This is a genomic window from Bacteroides sp. 224 (assembly GCF_010500995.1).
GTDB lineage: Bacteria > Bacteroidota > Bacteroidia > Bacteroidales > Bacteroidaceae > Bacteroides.
In genome coordinates, this window is record NZ_QVMK01000046.1 from 1 (window position 1) to 24,448 (window position 24,448).

The window sequence follows — 24,448 nt, forward strand, 5'->3', positions numbered from 1 at the left end:
ATAGGAACAAGAAAGAAGAAACCGCTCAGGCTTAATCCAAGCATGGGCGGTTTCTTTTAATATAAAAATCAGAAGGGATGTACGACACCGAATGGTTACCTCCACCCGGATGGAGAAGTCGCTTACACCCAGGTGGAGAAGGTGTCTACACCCGGGTGGAGAAAGATGTTTAAAACCTTGTCTGAATTCAGGACAATATGCCACTTGTTAAGTGTGACACTTGTGACACTTCTGTGATGCTTTTTAGAAAAGTATCACCCACTACTTGATCCTGTAAATCAACTTGTTAGAACGCTGTGTGACACTTGTGACACTTTTTGATTGAAAAAATCGTTCTGAACGGATTGGCTTTCTTTCAAATTTTGCCACGATGCACGCACTATTTTATTGCAGGCTAAGATTCAAACAGCTTATAACTTAATATTAATTTCGATAGGTTGTTCTATATCCTTTTTCCACTTGCGGATATAAGCAAACCATTCTTCGGGGGTTTTATAGCCAAATGTTTCTTTCATAGATGTAAAGGTGGTGTAGTAATAAAAGTAGTTTGAACCTTTGGCAGTTACCGTATATAAATAATTGGGTTTGTCTTTTACCTCTTTTACTACATACTGGCGAGGAATGTATGTGGCAAGACCTACTGTTTCCTTGGCATATTTTACAGTATCGTTTACGGGCCAATCGGTTCCCCAGCAGCCTATTAATCCTTCATGATCCGAATAAGATACAGACCCTTGTATGTCTTGAACGCCAGTGCAGAATACTTCATCTTTTAGAGGTTCTTCAAAGAAAGCTTCTACCAGTAAGTCACGATGTCCGGCATATAGTGTGTAGCGGTTAATCATGTTAAGTTCACTGTTTTGGTATTGCCAATTGGTTGCTTCTGCCTCAATGATAGTGCGTACCGGACCATAAGCTATAATGCGTTCGGTTCGATTTTCTACAGGTGTTATGTGCGTGGCCTTTTGTCCGTTCCATCCTTTTAGGGCTCCGGCACCGCAACTGCCACTTACTCGAAGTACATCATCGCCAAAGCCACGTACCAATTGTTCGTCGGTAGGGTAGAATTGAGATTCTTTTATTTCAAATCCTTTATTGAACTTACCGTAGATATCTATGGTTTGTTTTTGATCGAAATAAAGGCGATAGGCCACTAATTCGGATTCGAAAGCCGGACCATGGTGGTGTAGTTGGTTATAGATGTTGCTTGTTCCCGGAATAGTAAGCGATTGTATGGGTACATGCTTTCCTTTCTTATCGCTTATCAACATTTCGGCATATACACGCGGCTCATATTGTTTATTGCTTTTCTCCGAAGAGAGTATTATCTTGAAACTCTTTTTTTCTTTGGCTGCGAGATTGGTAACAAAAACCAGTTCGTCTGCTTTACGATCTCCATTCAAATCATCCAATTGAGAGGGGATTTCTGTCTTTCCTTCCCAAACAGTGGCCGACTTTATTTGAAAGTCTGTTCCTATCTGTTCGAGTTTAATAACTACAGGTTCATCTTTTTTGGATGTTTTCCATAGGTTGTTAACTTCAACTTTGATTGTTTTCTTTAGCGTATTCTTTTGATCTGATAGAAGAGTTTCTTTAACTTTTTCGCTATTAAAGAATCCGTCATCTACTTGAGCAGATAAACTATAGGGAAAGGCACAAACAAGTGCCAGCATAATGATATAAATCTTCTTCATAATGGTGATAATTTGTTATTGAATTGCAAATATAAAGATAATAACTAAAAAAGCCCGACATCTGGAGATGAAGGGCTTTACTTGTTATGGGCTTTTCACCACAGAGGACGCAGAGTTTTATTAAATTCATAACTATTTCCTCTGTGCCCTCTGCGTCCTCTGTGGTGAAATTATACAATACTAATACCTAATTGAAACTAAATGTTTCGGCTTTGTTTCCGATATTGCGGAGTTCTCCTTCTACCTTTACGTTATTCACGTTTCTCATTTGCAGATCGGCTCCTTCTTTTGCTTTTATATGTATGTTATCCAGTGTTACGTTTCTTGCCTGACTTATTACCACTCCTTCTTTTGCATCGGTAATAACTACATCTTTTACTGTAACATTATCGATAGGCATTTCGGGAAGCCCGTTGAAGAAGATTGCCCGTCCTGAACCTTTGCAGTAAACATTAGAGATATGGATGTTGCGGAAAGCCGGAGTTTCTTCGGTTGCAGGAATCACTGTGGGTTCAGAAAGATTGTTGTCTCCGTCTTCGTTTGCTTCCGTAGGAGATTTTCCACCATAGAAAAGGTCGAATAATAATGCTTCATTCGGAATATCAATCATATAAATATTATTGATATAAATACCTTCTACCACACCGCCACGGCCACGGGTACTTTTGAATCTTAAACCTACATCTGTTCCGAGGAAGGTACAGTCTGACACATAGATGTTCTTTACGCCACCAGACATTTCGCTTCCTACCACGAATCCACCATGTCCGTGCAATACGGTATTGTTTTTAACGATTACATTTTGGCAGGGTGCTCCTCTTTCGCGACCATCTTTATCTTTTCCGGACTTGATACAGATTGCATCATCTCCTGCATCAAAAGTAGAGTTGATGATAAGAGCATTTTTGCATGATTCCAAGTCGAGTGCGTCTCCATTCTGTGAGTACCAGGGGTTGAACACCTTTACTCTGTTCAATGTAATATGTTCGCACAACAAGGGGTGTAAACACCAACTGGGCGAGTTTTTGAATGTAACATCCTCCAGAAGTACCTTCTTGCATTTGTTGAAGTTAAGCAATACCGGGCGTAACCAGGTTTTAATTTCGCCCCATTCTCTATCAGATTGAATGCCCTCGGGGTTATTAAATTCTTTGGTAGCCATGGCACCTTTTAAAGCTCCGGCATCGGGATACCAAATCTTTCCGGCAGCATCTACCACTCCTGTTTTTATCAGGTTTTTCCATTGTCTGTCGGTAAGCTTTTCTTTTTTTACAGGACGCCAGCTATCACCCGATCCATCGAATACACCATGTCCGGTGATTGCGATGTTTTCGGCATCAACAGCCGAAATAGGAGATTGACAACGACGTGTGTTTAATCCTTCGAAAGAAGTTTCTATAATAGGGTAGGCCGAAGAATCGTCGGTAAACAAAATCAAAGCATTAGGCTCTGTATGCAGATTTACATTGCTTAAAAGTACAATAGGGCCTGTAAGCCATAATCCTTGCGGAATAATAACTTTACCTCCTCCTTTGGCGTTTACATCTTTAATGGCTTTGTTTATAGCCTCGGTGTTTAAGGTTGCTCCATCACTTTTTGCTCCATAATTCAGAATATTAACTTCGTAATTGGGGAAAGTGGGTTGCTCTACCTTTGGCATATCAAAGGGCAGATTCTCGTAGATGCTTTTATCAATCGCATTGGTTTCTTGTTGTGCGGTAGCTGTATTGCAATTGCAACCGGCCAATATTAAAGGTGTGCATACCGCCAACAATGAGATTCTTTTCAATAGTGTCTTCATCCGCAATGTGAATTCTATGGTTGTTATTATTATCAAATCGTTTTCCAGTCTTAATATAAGAGAGTCATTCTTCTTCATAAACGACTCTCACGAGCAGTTTAATGAAGAAATAATGATTCATGTTAACCTAATTCTAACCTTAAATAATATTATGAAAAAACCTCTTATATTATTGCTTGCAAATATATCGGAGATATCGGCCGGGAGTGTGTAGAAATTGTTTGTTTAAGGGGATTTTTTGATATATCGACCTATAAAACAGTCGCTTTGGCTCATAATATATAAATAGTTCCTATCTTTGCACCCGATTTAACAAATTCAAAATAGTTATGAGTAACAATTTACTTAAAGGTAAAAGAGGTGTTATTTTTGGAGCACTTAACGAGCAGTCGATAGCTTGGAAGGTGGCAGTTAGAGCTGTTGAAGAAGGCGCGACCATTACATTATCAAATACTCCCATGGCCATACGTATGGGAGAAGTAAATGCATTAGCAGAACAATTAAATTGCGAAGTAATTCCGGCTGACGCAACAAACGTAGAAGAACTGGAAAATGTTTTCAAACGTTCAATGGAAGTGTTAGGTGGTAAGGTAGATTTTGTGCTTCACTCCATCGGTATGTCTCCAAACGTACGCAAGAAACGTACGTATGATGATCTTGACTACGGTATGTTAGAGAAAACATTGGATATATCAGCCGTTTCTTTTCATAAAGTGATTCAGGTAGCCAAGAAAATGGATGCAGTAGCCGAGTATGGTTCTATTTTGGCATTAAGCTATGTAGCTGCACAGCGTACTTTCTTTGGATATAACGATATGGCAGATGCAAAAGCATTGTTAGAATCAATTGCCCGTAGCTTCGGTTATATCTACGGACGCGAGAAAAATGTACGTGTAAATACCATCTCGCAATCTCCTACACCCACTACTGCCGGATCGGGCGTGAAAGGTATGGATAAACTGATGGACTTCTCAAACCGTATGTCTCCGCTTGGTAATGCTTCGGCCGATGAATGCGCCGATTATTGTATCATTATGTTCTCCGACCTTACCCGCAAAGTAACTATGCAAAACTTATTCCACGATGGAGGTTTCTCGAGCGTTGGTATGAGTTTGCGTGCAATGGCTACTTATGAAAAAGGACTTGAGGATTACATGGACGAAAACGGTAACATTATTTACGGATAAAATCTTAGATGAATACAGCTCTTTATCTCATTCCCGTAACATTGGGAGATACAGCTATAGAAACAGTATTACCTTCTTATAATAAGGAGGTAATACTTTCTATTAAACATTTTATAGTAGAGGATGTGCGTTCGGCGCGTCGGTTTCTTAAAAAGGTAGATAAAGAGATTGATATAGATGGTTTGACTTTCTTTCCATTGAACAAGCATACTTCTCCGGATGCTATTTCTGATTATTTGCAACCCTTGCAGCAAGGAATGTCGATGGGAATTATTTCAGAAGCCGGTTGCCCGGCGATAGCCGATCCGGGAGCAGATGTAGTGGCTATTGCTCAACGAAAGAACCTAAAAGTAGTTCCTTTAGTGGGACCTTCTTCCATACTACTGTCTGTTATGGGCTCCGGATTTAACGGGCAGAGTTTTGCCTTTCATGGCTACTTACCCATTGAACCGGGTGAAAGAGCTAAGAAGTTGAAGACACTGGAACAGCGTGTTTATGCAGAACATCAAACACAGCTTTTTATCGAAACTCCTTACCGGAATAATAAGATGGTAGAGGATATCCTTCAGCATTGCAGACCACAAACAAAATTATGTATTGCTGCTAATCTGACCACAGAAAGCGAATATATCAAGACCAAAACCGTAAAGGAGTGGAAAAATAAAACTCCTGATCTGTCTAAGATACCTTGTATTTTTCTCTTATATCAATAATATCCTGCAATAGATCAAACTCATTCTCGAAGCAGGTACTGAAATAGTTCTTGTCTATATTTTGTTCGATCTGTGAGAGAGTCCACAGTTTACCGCTTTCGAAATGGCAATCACATAATAACTTATCATTTGCAATATCTAAAGTGAACAGGAAAATAAGCCTGCTTGTTTCCTCATTCTTTAGAGAGTGTTTCAGAACAAATCTGGGTGATAAGTTGCCAACTCCCGGGAATGTTTGTTTCAACAATCTTTTAACTCCTTCCTCCACTGTTTCATTATATTGCAAGAAGGTTTCCATCGGAGTATCTATTTTTCCGGCATCAAGAATTGATGTTTCCGGGCGTCGACTCAAGAATATCATATTATCATGAATCGGAATGATACGAATAACCGGATTGGTATAAGTATTTTTATATTCAGCAGCTTCTACCTTGGGGACCTTCCCTAATACTTGTCCGTTATCATTAACTACGGATATGTATTTAGTATGTGCCATTATCTTATTAAAGTACCGTAAACCATACTGGTTAAATAAGATGGTCAGTATAAATACAAGTGGTGGCATGATGTGAAATAGAATAAATCTACAGGTTTCTCCAACGGAGGCCAAAGAGAATAATTCTATAATAATAGTAATAAGGAAATGTATAATGGCAAAGATCAGCAGTACGCGTGTAGATACAATGGATGTTTCTACCCCTTGCGCCAGATTACACTTGTTTTTACTATTCTTTTGATAGCGGTAGTATGCTATGAATTTGTTTCTGAACTGATACAGAATAAGTAGGGGCAATACTATGCTGACTTCCAGCAAGAATGGTCCCCATGCAGTTGGAAAGGTAAGAACTCCTGCTATATATAATAAAGCATATAACAAAAGTATTCCACTACAGGTATACAATATGTAATTAGGAGTTTGATACTTATTACTGAAAAATGTAATGGCAGAAAGAACCAAGCCAATGGCTGCCCCGACTGATAATGCTATATGGATATTTATAAACTCACATAGTATCATTGAAATGACCACCGGTATAAAACCAAGTGACATGTTGAACGCGCTGGAAAGAACTACTCTATGACTCATCCTGACTATATCTTCTTTTAATCATAGAAACAAAATAATAGCATTTAAGTTTTCGTTCAACGATTAATAATGTGTTTTTCTGCATGATAAGATGAACGTACCAACGGAGCGCTTTCAATTTGTTTAAAACCTTTATATAATCCTGTTTCTTTGTATTGGTTGAATTGCTCCGGAGTTATATATTCGGCTACCGGATAATGATGATGCGTAGGCTGTAAATATTGCCCGATGGTAAGAATCTCACATCCAACTTGATGCAGATCATCCATTAGCTCTTCTACTTCCGGAATTGTTTCGCCTAATCCGACCATAATACCGGACTTAGCTGTTATCCCTCCTTGAGCTATTTGTTGGATTACCCGAAGACTGGTGTCGTAATGGGCAGCACTTCGAACCAAAGGACTGATTCGGCGAACTGTTTCCATGTTGTGCGATATAATATCGGGGCGGGCTTCTATAATTAACTCTATCAACTCTTCTCTTCCCTGAAAGTCGGGTATGAGAACCTCTAATGTGGTGTTTGGGTTGATGGATTTTATTTCCTTGATGGTGTTTGCCCAATGCGCTGCTCCCAAGTCCGGAAGGTCATCCCTATCTACCGAAGTGATGACTGCATGGTTTAGTTGCATCAATGAAATAGAACGAGCTACATTCTCGGGTTCTTTAAGATCTAAAGGAAGAGGCTTCCCGGTACGGGTATTGCAGAATTTACAGCTACGCGTGCAAATGTCTCCTCCTATCATAAAGGTAGCAGTGCCTTTGCCCCAACATTCTCCCAGGTTGGGGCATCTGCCACTGCTACATATAGTGTGTAAGCAATGAGAATCCACGATACGTTTGGTAGCAGTGTATCTGTCGTTAGCTGCAATGCTAATCTTTAACCATTCCGGTTTACGTACGCGGGATTTCATTGTTTATAAGTTGTTGTTAAAGAAGTTAGTTAATCTTGTATATAGGTGATAGCGTGTATTTCTACCATAAATACTATGATTACGGTTGGTATACACATGCATATCAAATTGCTTGTTAACTTGTACAAGGTGTTCACTGTATTCGGCAATGTTCTGGTAGTGTACATTATCGTCGGCCATGCCGTGTACCAGAAGTAGGTTGCCGTTTAGCTTGTCTGCACGGGTGAAAGCTGAACTGTTTTTGTAGCCTTCTGCGTTTTCTTTAGGAGTACGCATAAAACGTTCGGCGTAAATGGTGTCATAATACTTCCAGTCGCTTACAGCAGCTACGGCTACTCCGGCTTTAAATACGGGTGTACCTTCACTCATACTCATGATGGTGGTGTATCCGCCGAAGCTCCATCCCCAGATGCCGATGCGTGATTTATCTACAAAAGATTTTGTTCCTAAGTATTTGGCCACTTCTACCTGATCCTGAGCTTCTTTTACACCCAGATTCAAATAAGTGCACTTGGTGAATTCGGCTCCTCGTCCGCCGGTACCTCGTCCGTCTACACAAACCACCAGATAACCGGTACTTGCCATGTAGTCTTCCCATCCTAAGGGTCTGAAACGATCTAAAACCTGTTGACTGCCCGGGCCGCTATATTGGAACATAAGTACCGGGTACTTTTTAGATTCGGAAAAACCGGTAGGTTTCATCATCCATCCATTCAATTCTACTCCTTGAGAGGTGGTGAAAGTGAAGAACTCTTTAGCAGGAATTGTATAACCTGCCATTTTAGTTTTTAATTTGTCATTGGTAACAAGCGTTTTCAGAACTTTCCCCTCATTGTTATTAATGGTAATGGTGGGAGGTGTTTGCAAGTCGGAATGTGTATTAATGAAATATTTCAGGTTGCTGCTGAAAATTGCACTATTTATACCCGATTTCTCTGATAGTTTTATCTTTTTCCCTTTTCGGTCTATTTTATAGATTGCTTTTCTTAAAGGGCTTTCCTCGTTACTTTCATAGTAGAATGTTTGAGTAGTTGCTTCCCATCCGATAAAATTGGTTACCTCGAAGTTACCTTGTGTAACTTGTTTTATTAAGTTACCTCCCATGCTATACCAGTAAAGGTGTGAATAACCATCTTTTTCGCTGACAAAGCTAAAGTTATCCGGGTAGAACTTAATGTTATCAAAGGCGCTTTCATTAATATAATAAGGACTTTCGTCTCTTACCACAAGGCGGCAAACAGTAGAACGAGGATCTGCAAAATACATATCAAAACGATTTTGATGTCTGTTCAGTGTCATAATTGCCAGTTTGTTCGGATCTTCTGTAGCACGAATACGAGGAATATAACCATCGGCATCTAATGGCAAATTCATTTTGCGGGTTACTTTAGAGCGAATGTCAAAGGTGTGTACAGAAACAGTTGAATTCTTTTGCCCGGCTTTAGGGTATTTGTAATCATAAGATCCCGGGTATAGTTCGAGTGCCGAAAGGCGAGGGGCTTCTCCTGCAAATAAAGGAAATGAGAAGAGGGGCACTTCCGATTCGTCAAAACGAACATAAGCAAGCATTTGGCTATCTGCCGTAAACTCTAAGGCGCGGTTATAGCCGAATTCTTCTTCGTACACCCAATCGGGTATTCCATTCAGTACCTCATTGAATTTACCATCTTCGGTAATTTGAGATTCGCTATTACCAAACAGTAATTTTACGAGGTATATGTTATTGTCTCTAACAAATGCTACCATTGTTCCATCGGGCGAGAATATAGGAACTTCTTGCGGTCCTCCATCCGACAAAGGCTCTACCTTATTGTTCTTGATGTTATAAAGATAATGAACAGCACTATAAGAACGACGGTATTTTTGAGCTGTTTCCGTTTGGAGAAGGATTAGTTTCTCATCCGGAGAGAAAGTATAATCATCTATTCTCTTAAAGGAAACATCGCGTGCAGTTGCTACATCAAATAGTACTTGTACTTGTTCTCCTGTTTTGAATGAGTATTTGATGATTTGGGTTCCGTTAGCATTAATTCGGGTGTAATGTTCTCCATCTGCCATTGGAACTACGCCTCGGAAACTTTCAATAGGAAATTCGCCGGAGATTACAGATTTCAGGTCGAGTGCTTTATTGCCCTGTGCAAAGCCATTCAGGCATAATAAACATATAGCCAGGACAATGTTTAATTTCTTCATATAGTCAATAAATTTAAGTATTAAAATAGAGTGCAAACTTAAGAAATTCTTTGCACTCTACATCATAACTACTGCTAAAAAGGGTAAGAATAAGGTTTGGAGAGGCTAAATCGCATACGCTATGAACAGGATAAAGACCACTACATGTATCCCGATAAGTATGCCGTCGTTAATCATGCTTGATTTCATAATGATGTAATTTAGAATTATTGTTTATGAAATCAAAAACGACAGAGCGTTGGAAAAGGTTTAGAAGAAAGTTGTATTTAACATACTTATCTTGCAATACCAATCAATATGTTACCATTTGTCGCAGGATTCCAACCATCTGTACCTGCAAGAATAGATTCTATTTCGTATCCCTTTAAGTTTTTGAGCTGACTTGAGTATTTGGCACGGGCGTTTGGATTAGCTCCTTCGCCGGTACTTTTATACTCGGCATAGAATACTGTTTTCTCTGCATCTTTCTTGTTCCAATTGTTCCAGCCTTCCGGCAAAATGTGTTTCCCCATTTCACAACGAATGAATACTGCCTGTGCATAAGGGCGCCAGGGGCGTGACAGATGAACTTTGGCGACTCCTTCATCGGCTGTCAGTTTACAATCGTAGAATACATATCCATACTGTTTTCCTTTATCGGTAGATGGAGCGGTTATGTATCCGTCTCGTTTGCTGTGAATGGTGCAGCGATTAAATACGGCTGTCGACCAACCGAAAATAAAATCCACGCTTCCTTCTATGTAACAGTCTTCGTAATATTGGCGGGAATCTTTACCATACGTATATAATGTATCTTGGTATCCCAAGAAGCGACAATTCTTAAAATAAGCACGATCGCCGGATATGAAACATGCCACAGCTTGTCCTACCGGTCCCGAAGAGTTCTCGAAGGTAATGTTCTCTGCATAAAAGTCGGGGCCATAGATATAACAGCTTGATGATCCCGAGGTACCTTTATTTTCGCCAAAAAGGTTGGGCTTGTTTGCGAAATCATTATAGGTGAGGGTGGCTCCCTCTTCTCCAATTAAGGATACGTTGATTTTACATTCCGGAATAATTAGTTTCTCTTTGTATGAGCCCTTGCGTACTAAAATGGTAGTCCGGATGTTTTTGCGGAAATCCGGCACGGCGTTGATTGCTTCTTGTATGGTAAAGAAATCGCCGCTGCCATCTTTGGCCACTACTAAATCATATTTGCGAACATATTTATTCAATGCCGGTATTTCCTTTACGATGGCATCCAAGGCAAGTTCCGCAACGACTTTTCCTCCATAAACATTTAGGTGAGTATTGTCTTCTTTACCTTTAGGGGCAGAGGCAATGGTGTTTGGCTCTACCCACATAAATAGTTTCTTAGATTCTTCTACTCCCATGTTTAGTACAAGGTTGTGGGTTATCTTATTCAGATCGATGAATGGAACATTTAATTCGCGGGCAACATTCCGGGGAGATTCCAGATAAGCTCCGTGCGTATCTACCAATTGTCCTTCTTCGTTAAAATTCCGACGAACGATGGAATTAAAAAGTACGGGTATTCCGCCTTTGCTTCGTGTTTCGTTTACAAAGCGACGCAGATTATCGTCGAAGGTAGATCCGGGGATGGTATAACGGGCAGAATCTGTTTTTTCGTCATTATGCCCGAATTGTATAAATACATAATCGCCTTTCTTTATTTTAGATAGAACGGTTTCCCATCTGCCTTCTCCAATAAAACTCTTGGAACTGCGTCCGTTCATGGCATGATTATCTACTTTGATATTTTCGTTGAGGAATCTGGGGAGTATATGGCCCCATCCGCGTTCGGGGTTTCCACCTTTGAGGCTTTTGTTGGCCATGGTAGAATCACCTATCATAAATATAGTAATGGTAGGTTCTGCTATTTTAAATGAAGCAAAAAGCAAGAAAGATAGAATTAATAATGTAAGCTTGTTTTTCATTTGTTCCTGTTAATTAAATTTTTGTAGGTGCAAGATTAGGAATTTTGTTTTGTAAAACCATGAAATAAAAGATCAAAAGAGTGGAATTTTTGATTAGGTTTGTACATTCTTGATTAATTTTAGATAAAACACATGAATAGAATATGTTAGACAAGGAAGTGATAGATTATTTGCAGACAACTTTTGAAGATTTAAAATCTCATTATGTATTTGATGTAACCATATCGTCCGAACACCCTCATAGGGGAGAACTACTCAATATTTTGGATGATTTAGTGAAATGCTCTCCTAATTTATCTTACCAACTAAAAGAAGGGGATGGATTGGAATTTACTCTATTAAAGGATGGAGTAGATACCCGGATTAAATTTCGTTCCTCTCCCAACGGACATGAATTCAAAACATTGATATTAGCCATTGTAAATAGTGAAGGCAGAGGGCAGAATTTGCCGGAAGAAAGAATCATTCAAGAAATTCAGAAAATAACGAAACCTATACATATCGTTACCTATATATCATTAAACTGTGCTATATGTGGTGAATTGACACAAATGATAAATGCAATGGTTCTTGTAAATGAGCATTTAAGCCACGAGATTGTGGATGGCGGAATAAATAAACTGGAAATTATAGATAATAATATAAAGGTAGTACCCTCGGTATTTGTGAACGGAAGCTTGGTGCATGTAGGGAAGGGGAGTTATGAGGAGCTGATTGAGAAGCTGGGGTGAGGAGGTTATGAAAAAGAACGAGAATGTGTCAAAAGTCCCAATTAATGATAAAATACGATTTGAACACAGAGATACGGAGGCACAGAGTCTCTCATTTTTAATGAGTTAAATTCTCTGTGCCTTTGTGTCTCTGTGTTCAGATCATAAATAATATCATTTTGACACACCTCCGTTGTTTATATAGTGTGTGCTATTTATTCCCAACCTTCATTCTGGTCATCTTGTAATGCTGAGTTTAATTCGATAGCAGATAATGGAATAGGACGAAGATAGAATTTCTTGGTAATTTGTCCTGCATTAATTTCATCAGGATTGTAAGCCTCTACATATTCCGCTAATTTGCCTGTACGTGCCAAATCGGCCCAGCGATGGTACTCTCCGGCTAATTCTCTGGCTCTTTCGTTCAGTATATAGTCAATAGTCATTTCGCTTTGAGTAGCGGTAGTTGCTTTGGCGCGGTCGCGAACTATTTTAATATAGCTTAATGCTCCCGGTTGATCTTTTAATTTTATGCAGGCTTCGGCTGCAATCAAATTTGTTTCTCCTAAGCGAGCCAGGTAAATGTCTTTCATAGATGAAGTAGTAGAGAAAATCTCTTTACCATTGCCAATATCATCGAACTTTCTGAAAGAGGCTACACCATATACATCTTCTCTCATTTTGCTATAATAGCTTGTGACAATGTTATTGATGTTTGTTCCTTCTGCTGTCATTTCTACTACTTGTGCATTAGCGCGACTTGGGTATTCACTTCTCCAGGTATCTATGTTAGCCAGTTCCCATGACGGACAATAATAGTAAGTAACTGGGCTGGTGTTTTTCTTGTCTTCATCATAATAATGCCAATAGCTTTGACGGAGTTCGGTCATGAATGTTCCTTCATAACGCTCATCCTGACTTGCATTGTTGGTGTTGGTATTAAACAGCTCATGCATACGAAGGGTTGGAGTTAGAGTTGAAGATGTGTATTTATGACCTTTTTCCTGACCATCTAAATAAGCACAAAAGTGAGCTTGTTGTTTATTACCATCTGTATTTTTATCTACAGTTTTTGCATCATATTCTACATAGAACAAAATTTCTTCATTACCTTCTCCGGCATTGCTGAATAATGTAGCAAAAGGAGTAGTCAATGCTTGTCCGGCTCCTGCTGCTTGGGCAGCAGAAAGTGCAGCTCTGAAATCATCATCATTATTAGATATATAACCTTTTGATAAATAAGCTTTAGCCAAATAGTGATTAGCAGCACGCTTATTGAAGCGTCCATCTGTAGCCTGATTGGGTAGGGCAGAAGAAGCGGCAAGTGATGATAATTCTCCGATAATATAATTATAAGTATCAATAGTGCTAGCACGAGAAGCCTCGGAAATTGGAGTCGCTGTGCGTTCTTTGATTAACGGAACTCCACCAAATTGTTGTACCAAATTTAAGTAATACAGAGCACGAAGTCCTCTGGCTTCTGCTACTCGTAAAGCTCTTGATTCATCCGATCCTCCCCAATATATAACTTCATTGGCAAGTGATATGGCTTTATAATGATCTGTATAAAATGTTGTTACTGCATCATTTGCGCTGGTAAAAGCACTTCCATATAATGCACTGGGGTTTACACTATTACGTCCGGAGGCGAATAAATCGGTACCTCCTTCAAATAACCATGGATCTCCTCCATAAATAGTTCTTAGAGAACTGTATGCTGCATTAGCCAGACTTTCGAAACCAGCTGTTGTTTCGTAGTACTCTGCACCTGGTACATTAGATTTTAAATCCTGATCCAGAAAGTCGGAACAACCTGTAAGTGTGGCGAATGAAAATGCGGTCGCCAATAAATATATCTTTTTCATAATCTTGTTCGTTTTACAATTAGAATTTAACATTAAGACCTATTTGATAAGTTACTGAACTTGGACCACCGGTACCATCTGCTATTGAAGCATCAGCCCATTCAGGATCAAATCCTTTGTAGTCAGTAAATGTAAATGGATTCAATACATTTGCATATATTCTTAAATGCTCAAGTCCTATTTTCTTCATAAGATTTTTAGAGAATGTATATCCAATTGTGATGTTTTTGATTTTCCAGTAAGAAGCATCTACGTAGTTATTAGATTTAAATTCTGTATTCTTACCAGTATACCATCCGGTGCCACCACCATGATTGCGATTAACATCATTGAGTGGGTAGGGGTAGGAGCCTACAATTGTATGGTCTGCAACCACGGTTCTGTCAGATGTTAAGGATGCTGTATTGCTTCCATCCCATGAATAATTGAAAATGGGTGCTCCTTCGGGAATGTAAAAATCCATGTTTAATTTAGTTCGTCCACGATCTGAATAATCAGTAAACTCTTGCATAAACGGACTATATAAAGTGTGACCTTGTTTGGTGTTTACCGACATTGAGAAATCCCAATTTTTATAAGCAAAGGAAGTAGAAATGGTACCTGTCCATTTAGGAAGACCTTGACCAATAACCTGGCGGTCGGCATCATTGATTTTACCATCCTTGTTGTAGTCTTCATAGGTCATGCACCCTTCGAAATATCCATACCATTCGCTTTTTGTTTTGGTAACTCCGTTAATAGTTAATTGCTCATTAGCCATTGCTTGTGTGCATATACCTGTTTGGCGAAGATCGTACGCTACGTCAATAGGTTGCCCAATAAACCATCTTTCTGCACGCATGTCTTCTTTCTTTCCTTGTAGTTCAAGAATTTCGTTCTTGTTCTTAGCATACGTAGCGGTTACATCCCAATAAAAGTCTTTGGTTTGGAGAAGAATTCCTTTCAGCATTAATTCAATACCTCTATTACGAACTTTGCCCACATTGGCGGTCATGTTTCCTGAATTAGAACCTTGTTCAAGAAGTAGTTTCATATTCATAAGAAGGTCTTTAGAATCTTTGTTATACCAATCAAAGCTACCGGAGATTCTTCCTTTTAAGAAAGAGAAATCAAGACCTAAATTTAATTCGGTTGTTTTTTCCCAAGTTAATAGTTCATTAACCATTTCAGGACCAAAACCTTTACCATATCCGGAATAATAAAGCTGATTGGCTAAAAATAAAGTTTCGTAATTTCCTACAGAGGCGTTATTTCCTGTTGCACCATAGCTGGCACGCAATTTAAGATAAGAAATCCAAGGAGTTTTTTCTTGAATGAATGATTCTTCGCCAATGTTCCATGCAAGCGCTACTGAAGGGAATGAACCCCATCTTTCGTCTTTTTTGAATTTCGAAGAACCATCTCGACGGGTGGAAACAGTAGCTAAATACTTGCCTTTGTAGCTATAGTTTAAGCGTAAAGCATACGAAAGCATTGTGTTTTTTTCATAAGGACTTGATATTCCACTATAACTACTTGCTGAACCTAAGTTATACCATAATGTTTCGGGAGAAACACCTGTTCCTGTTAAAGCATATTTTTCTCCTGTTGTACTATAAGCACTAAATAAAGCCATTGCATTTACATTGTGAACGGAATTAAATGTTTTAATATAGTTCACTTGTGTATCCCAAGTATATGAAAATACATCATTTTTGGTGACACTGGCTTTAGCTGTTCCTTCGGGATTTGTAGTGGCATTATAAGTTGAAGCTTGTTCAGATGATAGTCCTCCATAATATTCGCCTCTGCGGCTTGTAGAGAATGTAGGAGAAAAAGTAGTTTTGAAAATAACATCCTCAATAGGTTGATATTGGGCATACATTGTGCTTAATACTCTGTATGCTTTTGTTTTATCACTTGAGTTCATTGCATCAATCAATGGAGAAACAGAAGAAGAGAATCCTGCGGGGAAAGTTAAGCTGGATGCTTGCCCAGGGGCGAGGTCTTTACCAGGTTGGTAATTAATAACTCCAGTCTCTGTATTATAAGGAAGCCAATAATCATTGGCACGGAATGCTTCTTGTACAGCACGTCTTGATCCATAGTTACTGTTTTGAGTTACAAGGTTTGCTGTTGCTCCTACAGTTACTTTATTATTGATCTTTCCGTCTACCGACAGTTTGAAATTGAAACGCTCCATATTATCGCCCATAATACCATCTTCTTGTTGGTAACCTGCGCCAATACGATAAGACACATCTTTTCCGGCTCCCGATACTTGTATGAAATGGTTTTGTTGTGTACCATCTTTTAACATTAGATCTCTCCAATCGGTAAAGTCGCGATTCAAGAATTGGTCGCGCATTTTGGTAGAAACATTGCTGCCTTTATCATTCCATACAGATGCAAGATTACCCTTAGTCAATTCCAAAGGTAAACGTCCGTCGGTGATTGTTGCTCCGGACACAGGTGTTACATACTTCATATATCTGTAATCCATCCATTCTACGCCATCCATAAAGTCGGGCATACGAGCAGCAGTTTTGTAGCCTACATATCCGTCATAAGTAACATTTACCTTCATGCTGTTTCCTGCTTTTGCTTGTTTGGTGCTCACAATCACTACACCGTTTGTGGCACGAGAACCATAAATTGCTGTGGAAGAGGCATCTTTTAGGATGTCTATTTTTTCAATATCGGCAGGATTTAAGAAATTGATGTCATCGGTAATTACTCCATCTACAACAAATAGAGGAGAGGTGTTTTCTCCCAGAGTACTTTTACCACGAATAGAAATATTAAACTTTTCACCTACACGGCTGGAAGATTGCCCTATGTCTACTCCGGCAACTTGTCCTTGTAAAGACTCCATTACAGTAGTGGCACCCTTACCGACCAATTTTGTGTTATCTACACTTCCGATAGAACCTGTTAAATCGGACTTTTTCTGTACTCCATATCCAACTACAACAATTTCATCAAGTGTTTTGGAGTCTTCTTTTAAAGTAATGTTAATATTAGACTGATTGCCTACTACAATTTCTTGTGTCAGACATCCAATATAGGAAATAACTAAAACAGATTTCTCAGTAACACCGGATAAGGTATATTTACCATCTAAATTTGTGATAACACCATTGGTGGTACCTTTAAGCAATACATTCACTCCAACCATTGGCTCATTCTGTGTATCTACTACGATACCTGAAACAGAACGGCTTTGCGCAAAAACAAGAAGGCATAGCATACTCATAAAAAGAGTGATACTTGCCCTTTTAGCAAGTCTGTGTAATTTCATAGTTCTAAAATTTTATATTAAAGTTATAAATAAAGATTAAAAATCTTAGATGCAAATTAAATAGAAATGCTTGTTTTTCGTGTGTACGAATTGTTCGATTATGTGTTGTTTTTGGTTTAAATAGGGTGTTTCTCTATTCCTCTGCTTCCAGAATCAGTTTACCATTTACTTTAATATTATCTAAAATTAAGTTTTCTACATTTTTCATTTGTGTAGCCTTCGGGGCTTTTTTTATATCAATATTTCGTAAAGTAATATTGTGTAGTTTAGCTTCAGGAATTCCGTTTGCCATGAGTGCTACACTATCAACTCTGTTGCAGGTAATGTCTTCGATAGTAATATTTCTAAAAAGAGTAGGGTATTTTCCTCCCCGATATCCATGATAGTCAGTACGGAAATTAACCATTCCCCATAAGCAAATATCAGCTTTGATACGGCGCATATACAGGTTCTCAAAGAATCCCCCTCTATCCATGTTGGATTTGAAGTAAATTCCATTCCGACAACTATCTATCTGGCAATCTTCAATATAAATATTGCGTACTCCTCCCGACATTTCACTGCCGATTGTAATAGCCCATTGTGAGAAGTGGCAGTTTCGAATAATCACATTTTCGGTGGCTTGTCCTACTCTCCACCCATCCTGATCGCGTCCAGATTTAATAGCAATACCATCATCTCCCACATTGAAGTGTACGTTTTCTATTAATACATTCGTAGAAGATTCCGGATCACATCCATCATTGTTATAGTTTTGCCCATCGATATAGATATTACGAACAATCACATTGTTACAATATACAGGATGAATAATCCAGAAAGGAGAGTCGTAGATTTGTACCCCGTCAACAAGCACATTCTTGCAGCCGAAGAATTGAATCATACAAGGGCGCAGGTAATATCCTTCTCCAAAAACACGCTGATAAACAGGTATACTATCATTGCCCATTTGGCGGAGACGGTCCATACCTGGTTTCTCCAGCTTTTTCCATGTGTTAAATATAGCAGCACCATTGCCATCTATGACTCCTTTACCTGTAATTGCTACATTTGTACATTGATAGCTATATATAAAAGGTGAGTAATTATAACATTCTGTTCCCTCCCATTTTGTTAATACCATAGGAAGATAATCTTGCGGGTTGGTTGAGAACTCTAAGCGTGCTCCTTCTTCTATATATAGGTTTACATGGCTTTTGAGTACAATAGGGCCTTTTATAAAATAATTTCCCGAGGGAATAATAACTTTTCCTCCTCCTGCCAGGTTACAGGCGTTAATAGCTTTGAGAATGGCAGTACGGCTGTTGAAAGTGGTGTCGGATTTTGCTCCATAGTCTAATATATTAAAAACAGTATCGGAGAAAGCCGGCTCTTTTATGTTTTTAAGGATTTCCGGAACTTTATCCCAACCAGTTGGTGATGATTGAGGTACTATTGTTTGGGTTTGGGTGCATGCATGTAGAATAACAATGATACTTAGCAATGCTAAAAATGTATTTTTCATTCGTATTTATTTTTATATGTTTGGTATCCGTTTACCTATACGGATACCAATTACTATCTTCCTTAAATATATTCTGTATAGAATACCTGTTCATCTCTTTATTTGTCAACTGTTTACTCCAGCTTACCCTGTTTGTCGGATTTGTTCCTTCTCCTCTACTCATAAATTCTGCATAACGGGCAGTCTTTTCATTATCCGGTTTTCCCCAGTTGTGCCAGCCTTCCGGACGAATATGTTTTCCCATTTCGCAATTGAGGAATACTGTTGCTGCATACGGACGCCACGGACGACCCAAATAAACTTTGTCTACACCCGGTGCCGCAGTTAGTTTACAGTTCTTAAATACATATCCATGTTCTACATTTTGCGGAGTAGAAGCTGCTGTGATGTACGAGTTCTTTTTACTATGGATGGTACAACGCTCAAATAATGCAGTAGAAGGGCCGAAAATAAAATCCGTAGTACCTTCTATATAACAATCGGTGAACAGTAAATAGCTTCCTTCGCTACCTGTAAAAATGGTGTCCTGATTTCCAAGGAAGCGGCATTTGAAGAACATTAAGCGAGTTCCTTCCGTATGAAGAGCCACTGCTTGTCCGAGTTGAGCAGCATTGTTTTCTATGGTGAGATTCTTAAATGTGATGTCGTTACCTTCTACCTTTACGGTGTAAGTGCGGAAGGTTCCCATCTTATTTATATTGGCATGATCGTCATGGGTGATAATGGTTTTGTCTTCACTTTGTCCTACAAATACTACGTTCTTTAGCCAGGAGGGGATAATAAGTTTCTCTTTGTAAATGCCGTCTTTTATATAAACTGTTACTTTATAGTCCATAAATGCACGTATGGATTCTACGGCTTCTCCGATACTACGGAACTGTCCTGAGCCATCGCGGGCTACTACAAGTGTGTCTTGTTGATGTGGCTCTTTTGTGGCGGACATAACAGAAGGATATTTAAAACGTTGCAGGCGTTCCCATTCAAGGCTTGCCATGATGAATGGTGCCACTGCTTTGGGGTCGTTATCGCGTATGGGTTCGCTCAAATAATATTCGTAAGTGCCTGAGCGATAATTCTTTCCTCCTAATCCGGCTACCGCGCATGCTTGCGAGATGGATACTACACCATCTTTATCAACTTTTATAAAGTTATCCAAGATTCCCTTATATCCTTTGATGGCTACATCTAAATAAGACTTATCAATGTATTCGTTGCGTACCGCTTTAAATAAGGCATAAACAAACATTGTAGAGCAAGAAGACTCAAGGTAGTTGCCTTTGTCGCCGCTTTTGTCGAGTACCTGATACCAAAGTCCGGTTTTCTTATCTTGTATTTTGGTAATTTGCTTGGCAATATTATTAAGAATTACCAGCATTGAGTCGCGTCCCGGCTCATGTTTAGGAATAAAATCGAGTGCATCAACAAATGCCATGGCGTACCAGCCCATAGCACGTCCCCAACTGTGTGCAGATTGTCCGGTAACAGGATTGGCCCATTTCTCGGTGCGGCTAACATCGGTTGCATGGCGGTAAAGACCATTGGAAGGATCATAAGTATGTTTGGCTGCTAAAAGGAACTGCCGAACTATATCTGCATAATCTTGCGGGCGATTGTTGCGGTGTGCATATTCTGCATAAAAAGGTGTACCCATGTAAATTCCATCCAACCACATTTGGTGTGGATAAACTTTCTTGTGCCAGAAACCGCCATCTTCATTTCTTGGATGGGTATCTAATTGGCTGCGTAGCAAATCAATCGCTTTTTTATATTTCTCGTTTTTGGTTTGATCGTAGATACGGAAAAGGAATTTCCCGGAGTTTACGCGATCAATATTATAATCCTGCAATTTGTATGCTACTATACTTCCATCTTCATGAATCATGGTATCTGCGTATGATACAGCGTAATCAAATAGCCGCCGATCGTTGTAGGTATCATATACATCCAGAAAAGATTGAAGTTCCAGTCCGTGGCAGTAATCCCATTTTAACTTAGGCTGAAAATCGAGTTGCCAAGATTCGGGGCAACGAATCATCTCCGATTCTGCCATTCGTACCGACCACGGAAGATTGTTATTTACTTTTTGAGCCATCAACTGACCGGAGCATAGAAGTAACCCCATCCATAAGGCTTTGCGAAATAATTTAGTCATATAGTTGAAATTAGGTAATAGATTTAGCATTTTTACTGTTTGGGTATAATATCTCAGTTACAAAGGTAGTTCCGAAAATATAGATTTCTGTGTATTTTTCGATTAAAATAGTGGAAAAATCATTTTCCGTGCACGTAAACGATTGGTATTTCATAAATAATATGTATTTTTGGCTCCCATAATTATAAGAACTAATCAAATTAAATCAATTATCATGAGTGCATTAAGAACTGCAACAGAAAAGATGACAAATTACAGATGGACAATTTGTGCCATGCTTTTCTTTGCTACTACTATTAATTATCTTGACAGACAAGTGTTGTCATTAACATGGACAGATTTCATTCGCCCTGAATTTGGCTGGACTAACAACGATTATGGTAACATCACTTCTTTATTTTCTATTTTTTATGCTGCCAGTATGTTGTTTGCTGGTCGTTTTGTTGACTGGATGGATACAAAAAAAGGATTTCTTTGGGCTATTGGTATCTGGTCATTTGGTGCATGTTTGCATGCGTTTTGCGGTATAGCTACTTCAGGCTGGGTTACTGGCGAATGGTTGGTAGGATTTGAAGGGGCAAAAGAGGCGCTTGCAGCGGCTGCTATAGCAGGTAAAGCTGGAATTATAACCAGTGTAAGTGTTACTTTATTTATTTTTGCTCGTCTTGTTTTGGCAATTGGTGAGGCTGGTAACTTTCCTGCAGCAATAAAGGCAACAGCAGAATATTTTCCTAAAAAGGATAGAGCATTTTCTACCAGTATTTTTAATGCTGGTGCTACAGTAGGTGCTCTGGCTGCTCCTATCACTATTCCTTTTATAGCAAAAGCTTGGGGTTGGGAATCTGCTTTTCTTATAATTGGTGCACTTGGTTTTGTTTGGATGGGTTTTTGGATTTTTATCTATAAAAAGCCGGAAAATAATCCTGCAGTAAATGCGGCAGAGTTAGCTTATATTCAACAGGACAAAGATGCGGAAAGTGTAGTTGAAGAAAAAGTAGAAGAAAGACAGGAAAAGAAGCTTACTTTTATGCAATGTTTTCAGTTTAAACAAACTTGGGCCTTTGCTTTTGGTAAATTTATGACAGACGGTGTTTGGTGGTTCTTCTTATTCTGGACTCCTGCTTACCTGAAATCGGTATATCAAATGGATGCTACTCAAGCAGCATTTCCTTTGTTTGTTCTTTATATGATTACTCTTCTTTCTATTATTGGTGGATGGTTGCCATCGTATTTTGTAGAAAAAAAGAAAATGAATCCATACGCAGGACGTATGAAAGCAATGTTAATTTTTGCATTCTTTCCTTTATTGGCATTATTAGCTCAACCTTTAGGGTCTTATACATATTGGTTGCCTGTTATTATTATTGGTATTGCTGGTGCAGCTCACCAAGCATGGTCTGCTAATATTTTTTCAACTGTAGGAGATATGTTCCCGAAAAGTGCTATTGCTACTGTTACTGGTATTGGTGGTATGGCAGGTGGTGTTGGCTCGTTTCTTATTAATAAAGGTTCGGGAGTGTTATTTGATCATGCTGGAGAAACTAAAATGGTATTTATGGGCTTTCAAGGTGAAGAAGCCGGTTACTTTATAATTTTCTCTATTTGTGCAGTTGCTTATCTGATTGGATGGGTGATTATGAAATCATTGGTTCCTAAATACAAACCCATTGTATTGTAATTATTGAATTAAGAATATCAAAAAAACGGCTGATTCTATTTAAGAGTCAGCCGTTTTTTGATATTAAGTAGATGTTTATAATTAGTTTATATAGGTTTGGAAAGGAGGAAAATGGGTTCTTATAAATATCTACCAGCCAGTGGTCATTTCGTTTAACTAACCTTCCTTCCACTCCCCAATATTTCTTTGTTCCTTATCAAAGTTTACGCCTACCTTTATCAACTGTCTTTCATCAGCAGTATAAGGTATCAGATATCCTTTATCGTCAATCTGGCGAAGGGCTTCTTCTACTGTTCCGTCTAATTTAAACTCAAATACATAAATATGATTTTTAGTTTTCACTACAGCATCAGCACGGCCGCGCGCACTGCGCACTTCTGATTCGATAAACTCGCCCATCAATTTAAAAACAATGTGGAACACTACTTGATAATGTCGCTCGGTTTGAGTGTTTAGTTCGTAAGGAAAGCCGGCTGCAAGAATTTTAAGAAAGCATACTTCACCTCCTCGTTAGGGAAACGGAGTGTGTATGTCTTAAATACAGGATCATACTCTTTTATGGTTAAATATCCACTTTGATAAATGAGTGGAATAGGATTGCTGAATTCTGCGCGATATTCACTAAAAGAAGATTGTTCCGCCTCCACTCCTTCGATAAGTAAGCGTAGGTCATAATCGCTTTTTTTGAGCAATTCTACCAAGAAAGTAGGTGTGCCTGTTTGAAACCAAAAATTATCGAACAATTTATATTCAAGAACATTGAGCACACTGAAAGGATTAAATATACCTGGTGTTTTTTCGCGAAAGTGGTAACCGTCATACAAAGTAGTCATTTTCTCCACTGTCTGTTCAAAGGTAAGGTCATTGTATTCCCCTACTTTTTCTATCTCGGGGGTAAATACTTGTAGTAGCTCCTCCTTGGTAATGCCACAAATTGTGGAATATTGGGGAACCATACTGATATCGCTTAGTTGGTTAAGGTCGCTGAATACGTTTACGTGAGCGAATTTTGTTACTCCTGTTAAAAATACGAAGCGTAGATAGGCATCTGCACTTTTCAGTACACCATAGAAAGCTTTGAGGGTTTTCCGATATTCTTCTTGCAAAGGTTCGTTGAGCAAGGTTTGCAGTAAAGGTTTGTCGTATTCGTCGACAAGCACTACCACTCCACAACCGGTTTGCTCGTAGGCGCGACGGATAACGCCGGCAAAACGGGTAGATAGCGAATCTTCATTTTTATCTTTACCATATTTAGCTTCCCATCGTGCCAAATAGCTATTGATTAAGATGTATAAACGCTCGGGAGCATCATATTTCTCTGCATTCAGGTCGAGATGTAAAATGGGGTATTCTTTCCACTCTGTTTCCAAGTTGGCAATGGCTAAGCCCTCGAAGAGATCTTTGCGTCCGGAAAAATAAGATTCGAAAGTAGACAACAACAGGCTTTTACCGAAACGGCGGGGACGGCTCAGAAAATAAGGAGTATTGCTACTGGCCATTTGCCATACCAGCTCCGTTTTGTCTACATACAGGTAATTGCCAGCACGTATTTTCTCAAATGTCTGTATCCCTATCGGGAGTTTGCGACGAATTGTTGTCATAACGAAAATGTTTAATATGCGAAAACAAAGATAGTATGTAACCATTCGGTGTCGTACATCCCTTCTGATTTTTATATTAAAAGAAACCGCCCATGCTTGGATTAAGCCTGAGCGGTTTCTTCTTTCTTGTTCCTA

14 protein-coding genes and 2 pseudogenes are annotated in these 24,448 nt (G+C 39.0%); 4 read left to right on the forward strand and 12 right to left on the reverse strand.

Annotated features, from left to right (window positions below; translation table 11 throughout):
• Positions 1-410: 410 nt before the first annotated feature.
• Together D0T60_RS16630 and D0T60_RS16635 are read right to left on the reverse strand one after the other, a co-directional pair.
• On the reverse strand, positions 411-1,694 hold the full coding sequence (locus D0T60_RS16630) for a DUF4861 domain-containing protein (RefSeq protein ID WP_203558362.1): 1,284 nt from the start codon (positions 1,692-1,694) through the stop codon (positions 411-413).
• Between the two features lie 187 nt (positions 1,695-1,881).
• Positions 1,882-3,495, reverse strand: coding sequence for a glycoside hydrolase family 28 protein (locus D0T60_RS16635; RefSeq protein ID WP_163219295.1), 1,614 nt, complete (start codon positions 3,493-3,495; stop codon positions 1,882-1,884).
• Positions 3,496-3,824: 329 nt separating this feature from the next.
• On the opposite strand from D0T60_RS16635, the gene D0T60_RS16640 reads away from it, so the two are divergent.
• Both D0T60_RS16640 and D0T60_RS16645 read left to right on the forward strand, forming a co-directional pair.
• The gene (locus D0T60_RS16640; protein WP_163219271.1) at positions 3,825-4,682 is read left to right on the forward strand and encodes an enoyl-ACP reductase; all 858 of its coding nucleotides are present in this window, start codon (positions 3,825-3,827) and stop codon (positions 4,680-4,682) included.
• Positions 4,683-4,690: 8 nt separating this feature from the next.
• Positions 4,691-5,395, forward strand: a complete 705-nt coding sequence (locus D0T60_RS16645) for an SAM-dependent methyltransferase (protein WP_163219273.1) — start codon at positions 4,691-4,693, stop codon at positions 5,393-5,395.
• Here D0T60_RS16645 and D0T60_RS16650 read toward each other — a convergent pair.
• The 4 genes from D0T60_RS16650 to D0T60_RS16665 form a co-directional block, all read right to left on the reverse strand.
• Positions 5,361-6,482, reverse strand: a complete 1,122-nt coding sequence (locus D0T60_RS16650) for a hypothetical protein (protein ID WP_163219275.1) — start codon at positions 6,480-6,482, stop codon at positions 5,361-5,363. The two genes, D0T60_RS16645 and D0T60_RS16650, sit on opposite strands and share 35 nt — an antisense overlap.
• Before the next feature lie 56 nt (positions 6,483-6,538).
• Positions 6,539-7,393, reverse strand: coding sequence for a lipoyl synthase (gene lipA / locus D0T60_RS16655; RefSeq protein WP_163219277.1), 855 nt, complete (start codon positions 7,391-7,393; stop codon positions 6,539-6,541).
• A 3-nt stretch (positions 7,394-7,396) separates the two neighbouring features.
• Positions 7,397-9,586 carry a S9 family peptidase gene (locus tag D0T60_RS16660; RefSeq protein ID WP_163219279.1) on the reverse strand — a complete coding sequence of 730 codons (2,190 nt, stop codon included), beginning with the start codon at positions 9,584-9,586 and terminating at the stop codon, positions 7,397-7,399.
• A gap of 275 nt (positions 9,587-9,861) precedes the next feature.
• Positions 9,862-11,523 carry a pectinesterase family protein gene (locus D0T60_RS16665; protein WP_163219281.1) on the reverse strand — a complete coding sequence of 554 codons (1,662 nt, stop codon included), beginning with the start codon at positions 11,521-11,523 and terminating at the stop codon, positions 9,862-9,864.
• Positions 11,524-11,666: 143 nt separating this feature from the next.
• Between D0T60_RS16665 and D0T60_RS16670 the strand changes: the two genes are divergently transcribed.
• Positions 11,667-12,254, forward strand: coding sequence for a thioredoxin family protein (locus D0T60_RS16670; RefSeq protein ID WP_163219283.1), 588 nt, complete (start codon positions 11,667-11,669; stop codon positions 12,252-12,254).
• Between the two features lie 194 nt (positions 12,255-12,448).
• Here D0T60_RS16670 and D0T60_RS16675 read toward each other — a convergent pair whose 3' ends face one another.
• From D0T60_RS16675 to D0T60_RS19095, 5 genes and pseudogenes are all read right to left on the reverse strand, one after another.
• Positions 12,449-14,098: a RagB/SusD family nutrient uptake outer membrane protein gene (locus D0T60_RS16675; RefSeq protein ID WP_163219285.1), complete on the reverse strand. Its 1,650-nt coding sequence runs from the start codon at positions 14,096-14,098 to the stop codon at positions 12,449-12,451.
• A gap of 19 nt (positions 14,099-14,117) precedes the next feature.
• On the reverse strand, positions 14,118-17,378 hold the full coding sequence (locus D0T60_RS16680) for a TonB-dependent receptor (protein ID WP_163219287.1): 3,261 nt from the start codon (positions 17,376-17,378) through the stop codon (positions 14,118-14,120).
• Between the two features lie 133 nt (positions 17,379-17,511).
• Positions 17,512-18,882: a glycoside hydrolase family 28 protein gene (locus D0T60_RS16685; RefSeq protein WP_163219288.1), complete on the reverse strand. Its 1,371-nt coding sequence runs from the start codon at positions 18,880-18,882 to the stop codon at positions 17,512-17,514.
• Positions 18,883-18,913: 31 nt separating this feature from the next.
• A complete protein-coding gene (locus D0T60_RS19090; protein ID WP_370524796.1) occupies positions 18,914-19,825 on the reverse strand; it encodes a pectinesterase family protein in 912 nt (303 codons plus the stop codon).
• A gap of 18 nt (positions 19,826-19,843) precedes the next feature.
• Positions 19,844-21,004: pseudogene (locus tag D0T60_RS19095) on the reverse strand (glycoside hydrolase family 105 protein); the annotation flags it as partial.
• Between the two features lie 244 nt (positions 21,005-21,248).
• On the opposite strand from D0T60_RS19095, the gene D0T60_RS16695 reads away from it, so the two are divergent.
• Positions 21,249-22,712, forward strand: coding sequence for an MFS transporter (locus D0T60_RS16695; RefSeq protein WP_163219291.1), 1,464 nt, complete (start codon positions 21,249-21,251; stop codon positions 22,710-22,712).
• A gap of 156 nt (positions 22,713-22,868) precedes the next feature.
• Here the strand turns inward: D0T60_RS16695 and D0T60_RS16700 are convergent.
• A pseudogene (locus tag D0T60_RS16700) lies at positions 22,869-24,313 on the reverse strand (ATP-binding protein).
• Positions 24,314-24,448: the final 135 nt, after the last annotated feature.

Excerpts from the sequence above, each read along its gene's own strand:
- D0T60_RS16635 (WP_163219295.1), bottom strand. The coding sequence starts at position 3,495 with ATGAAGACACTATTGAAAAGAATCTCATTGTTGGCGGTATGCACACCT.
- lipA (WP_163219277.1), bottom strand. The coding sequence starts at position 7,393 with ATGAAATCCCGCGTACGTAAACCGGAATGGTTAAAGATTAGCATTGCA.
- D0T60_RS16645 (WP_163219273.1), top strand. The coding sequence starts at position 4,691 with ATGAATACAGCTCTTTATCTCATTCCCGTAACATTGGGAGATACAGCT.
- D0T60_RS16675 (WP_163219285.1), bottom strand. The coding sequence starts at position 14,098 with ATGAAAAAGATATATTTATTGGCGACCGCATTTTCATTCGCCACACTT.
- D0T60_RS16630 (WP_203558362.1), bottom strand. The coding sequence starts at position 1,694 with ATGAAGAAGATTTATATCATTATGCTGGCACTTGTTTGTGCCTTTCCC.
- D0T60_RS16650 (WP_163219275.1), bottom strand. The coding sequence starts at position 6,482 with ATGAGTCATAGAGTAGTTCTTTCCAGCGCGTTCAACATGTCACTTGGT.
- D0T60_RS16665 (WP_163219281.1), bottom strand. The coding sequence starts at position 11,523 with ATGAAAAACAAGCTTACATTATTAATTCTATCTTTCTTGCTTTTTGCT.
- D0T60_RS19090 (WP_370524796.1), bottom strand. The coding sequence starts at position 19,825 with ATGTCCGCCACAAAAGAGCCACATCAACAAGACACACTTGTAGTAGCC.
- D0T60_RS16640 (WP_163219271.1), top strand. The coding sequence starts at position 3,825 with ATGAGTAACAATTTACTTAAAGGTAAAAGAGGTGTTATTTTTGGAGCA.
- D0T60_RS16685 (WP_163219288.1), bottom strand. The coding sequence starts at position 18,882 with ATGAAAAATACATTTTTAGCATTGCTAAGTATCATTGTTATTCTACAT.
- D0T60_RS16670 (WP_163219283.1), top strand. The coding sequence starts at position 11,667 with ATGTTAGACAAGGAAGTGATAGATTATTTGCAGACAACTTTTGAAGAT.
- D0T60_RS16695 (WP_163219291.1), top strand. The coding sequence starts at position 21,249 with ATGAGTGCATTAAGAACTGCAACAGAAAAGATGACAAATTACAGATGG.
- D0T60_RS16660 (WP_163219279.1), bottom strand. The coding sequence starts at position 9,586 with ATGAAGAAATTAAACATTGTCCTGGCTATATGTTTATTATGCCTGAAT.
- D0T60_RS16680 (WP_163219287.1), bottom strand. The coding sequence starts at position 17,378 with ATGAAATTACACAGACTTGCTAAAAGGGCAAGTATCACTCTTTTTATG.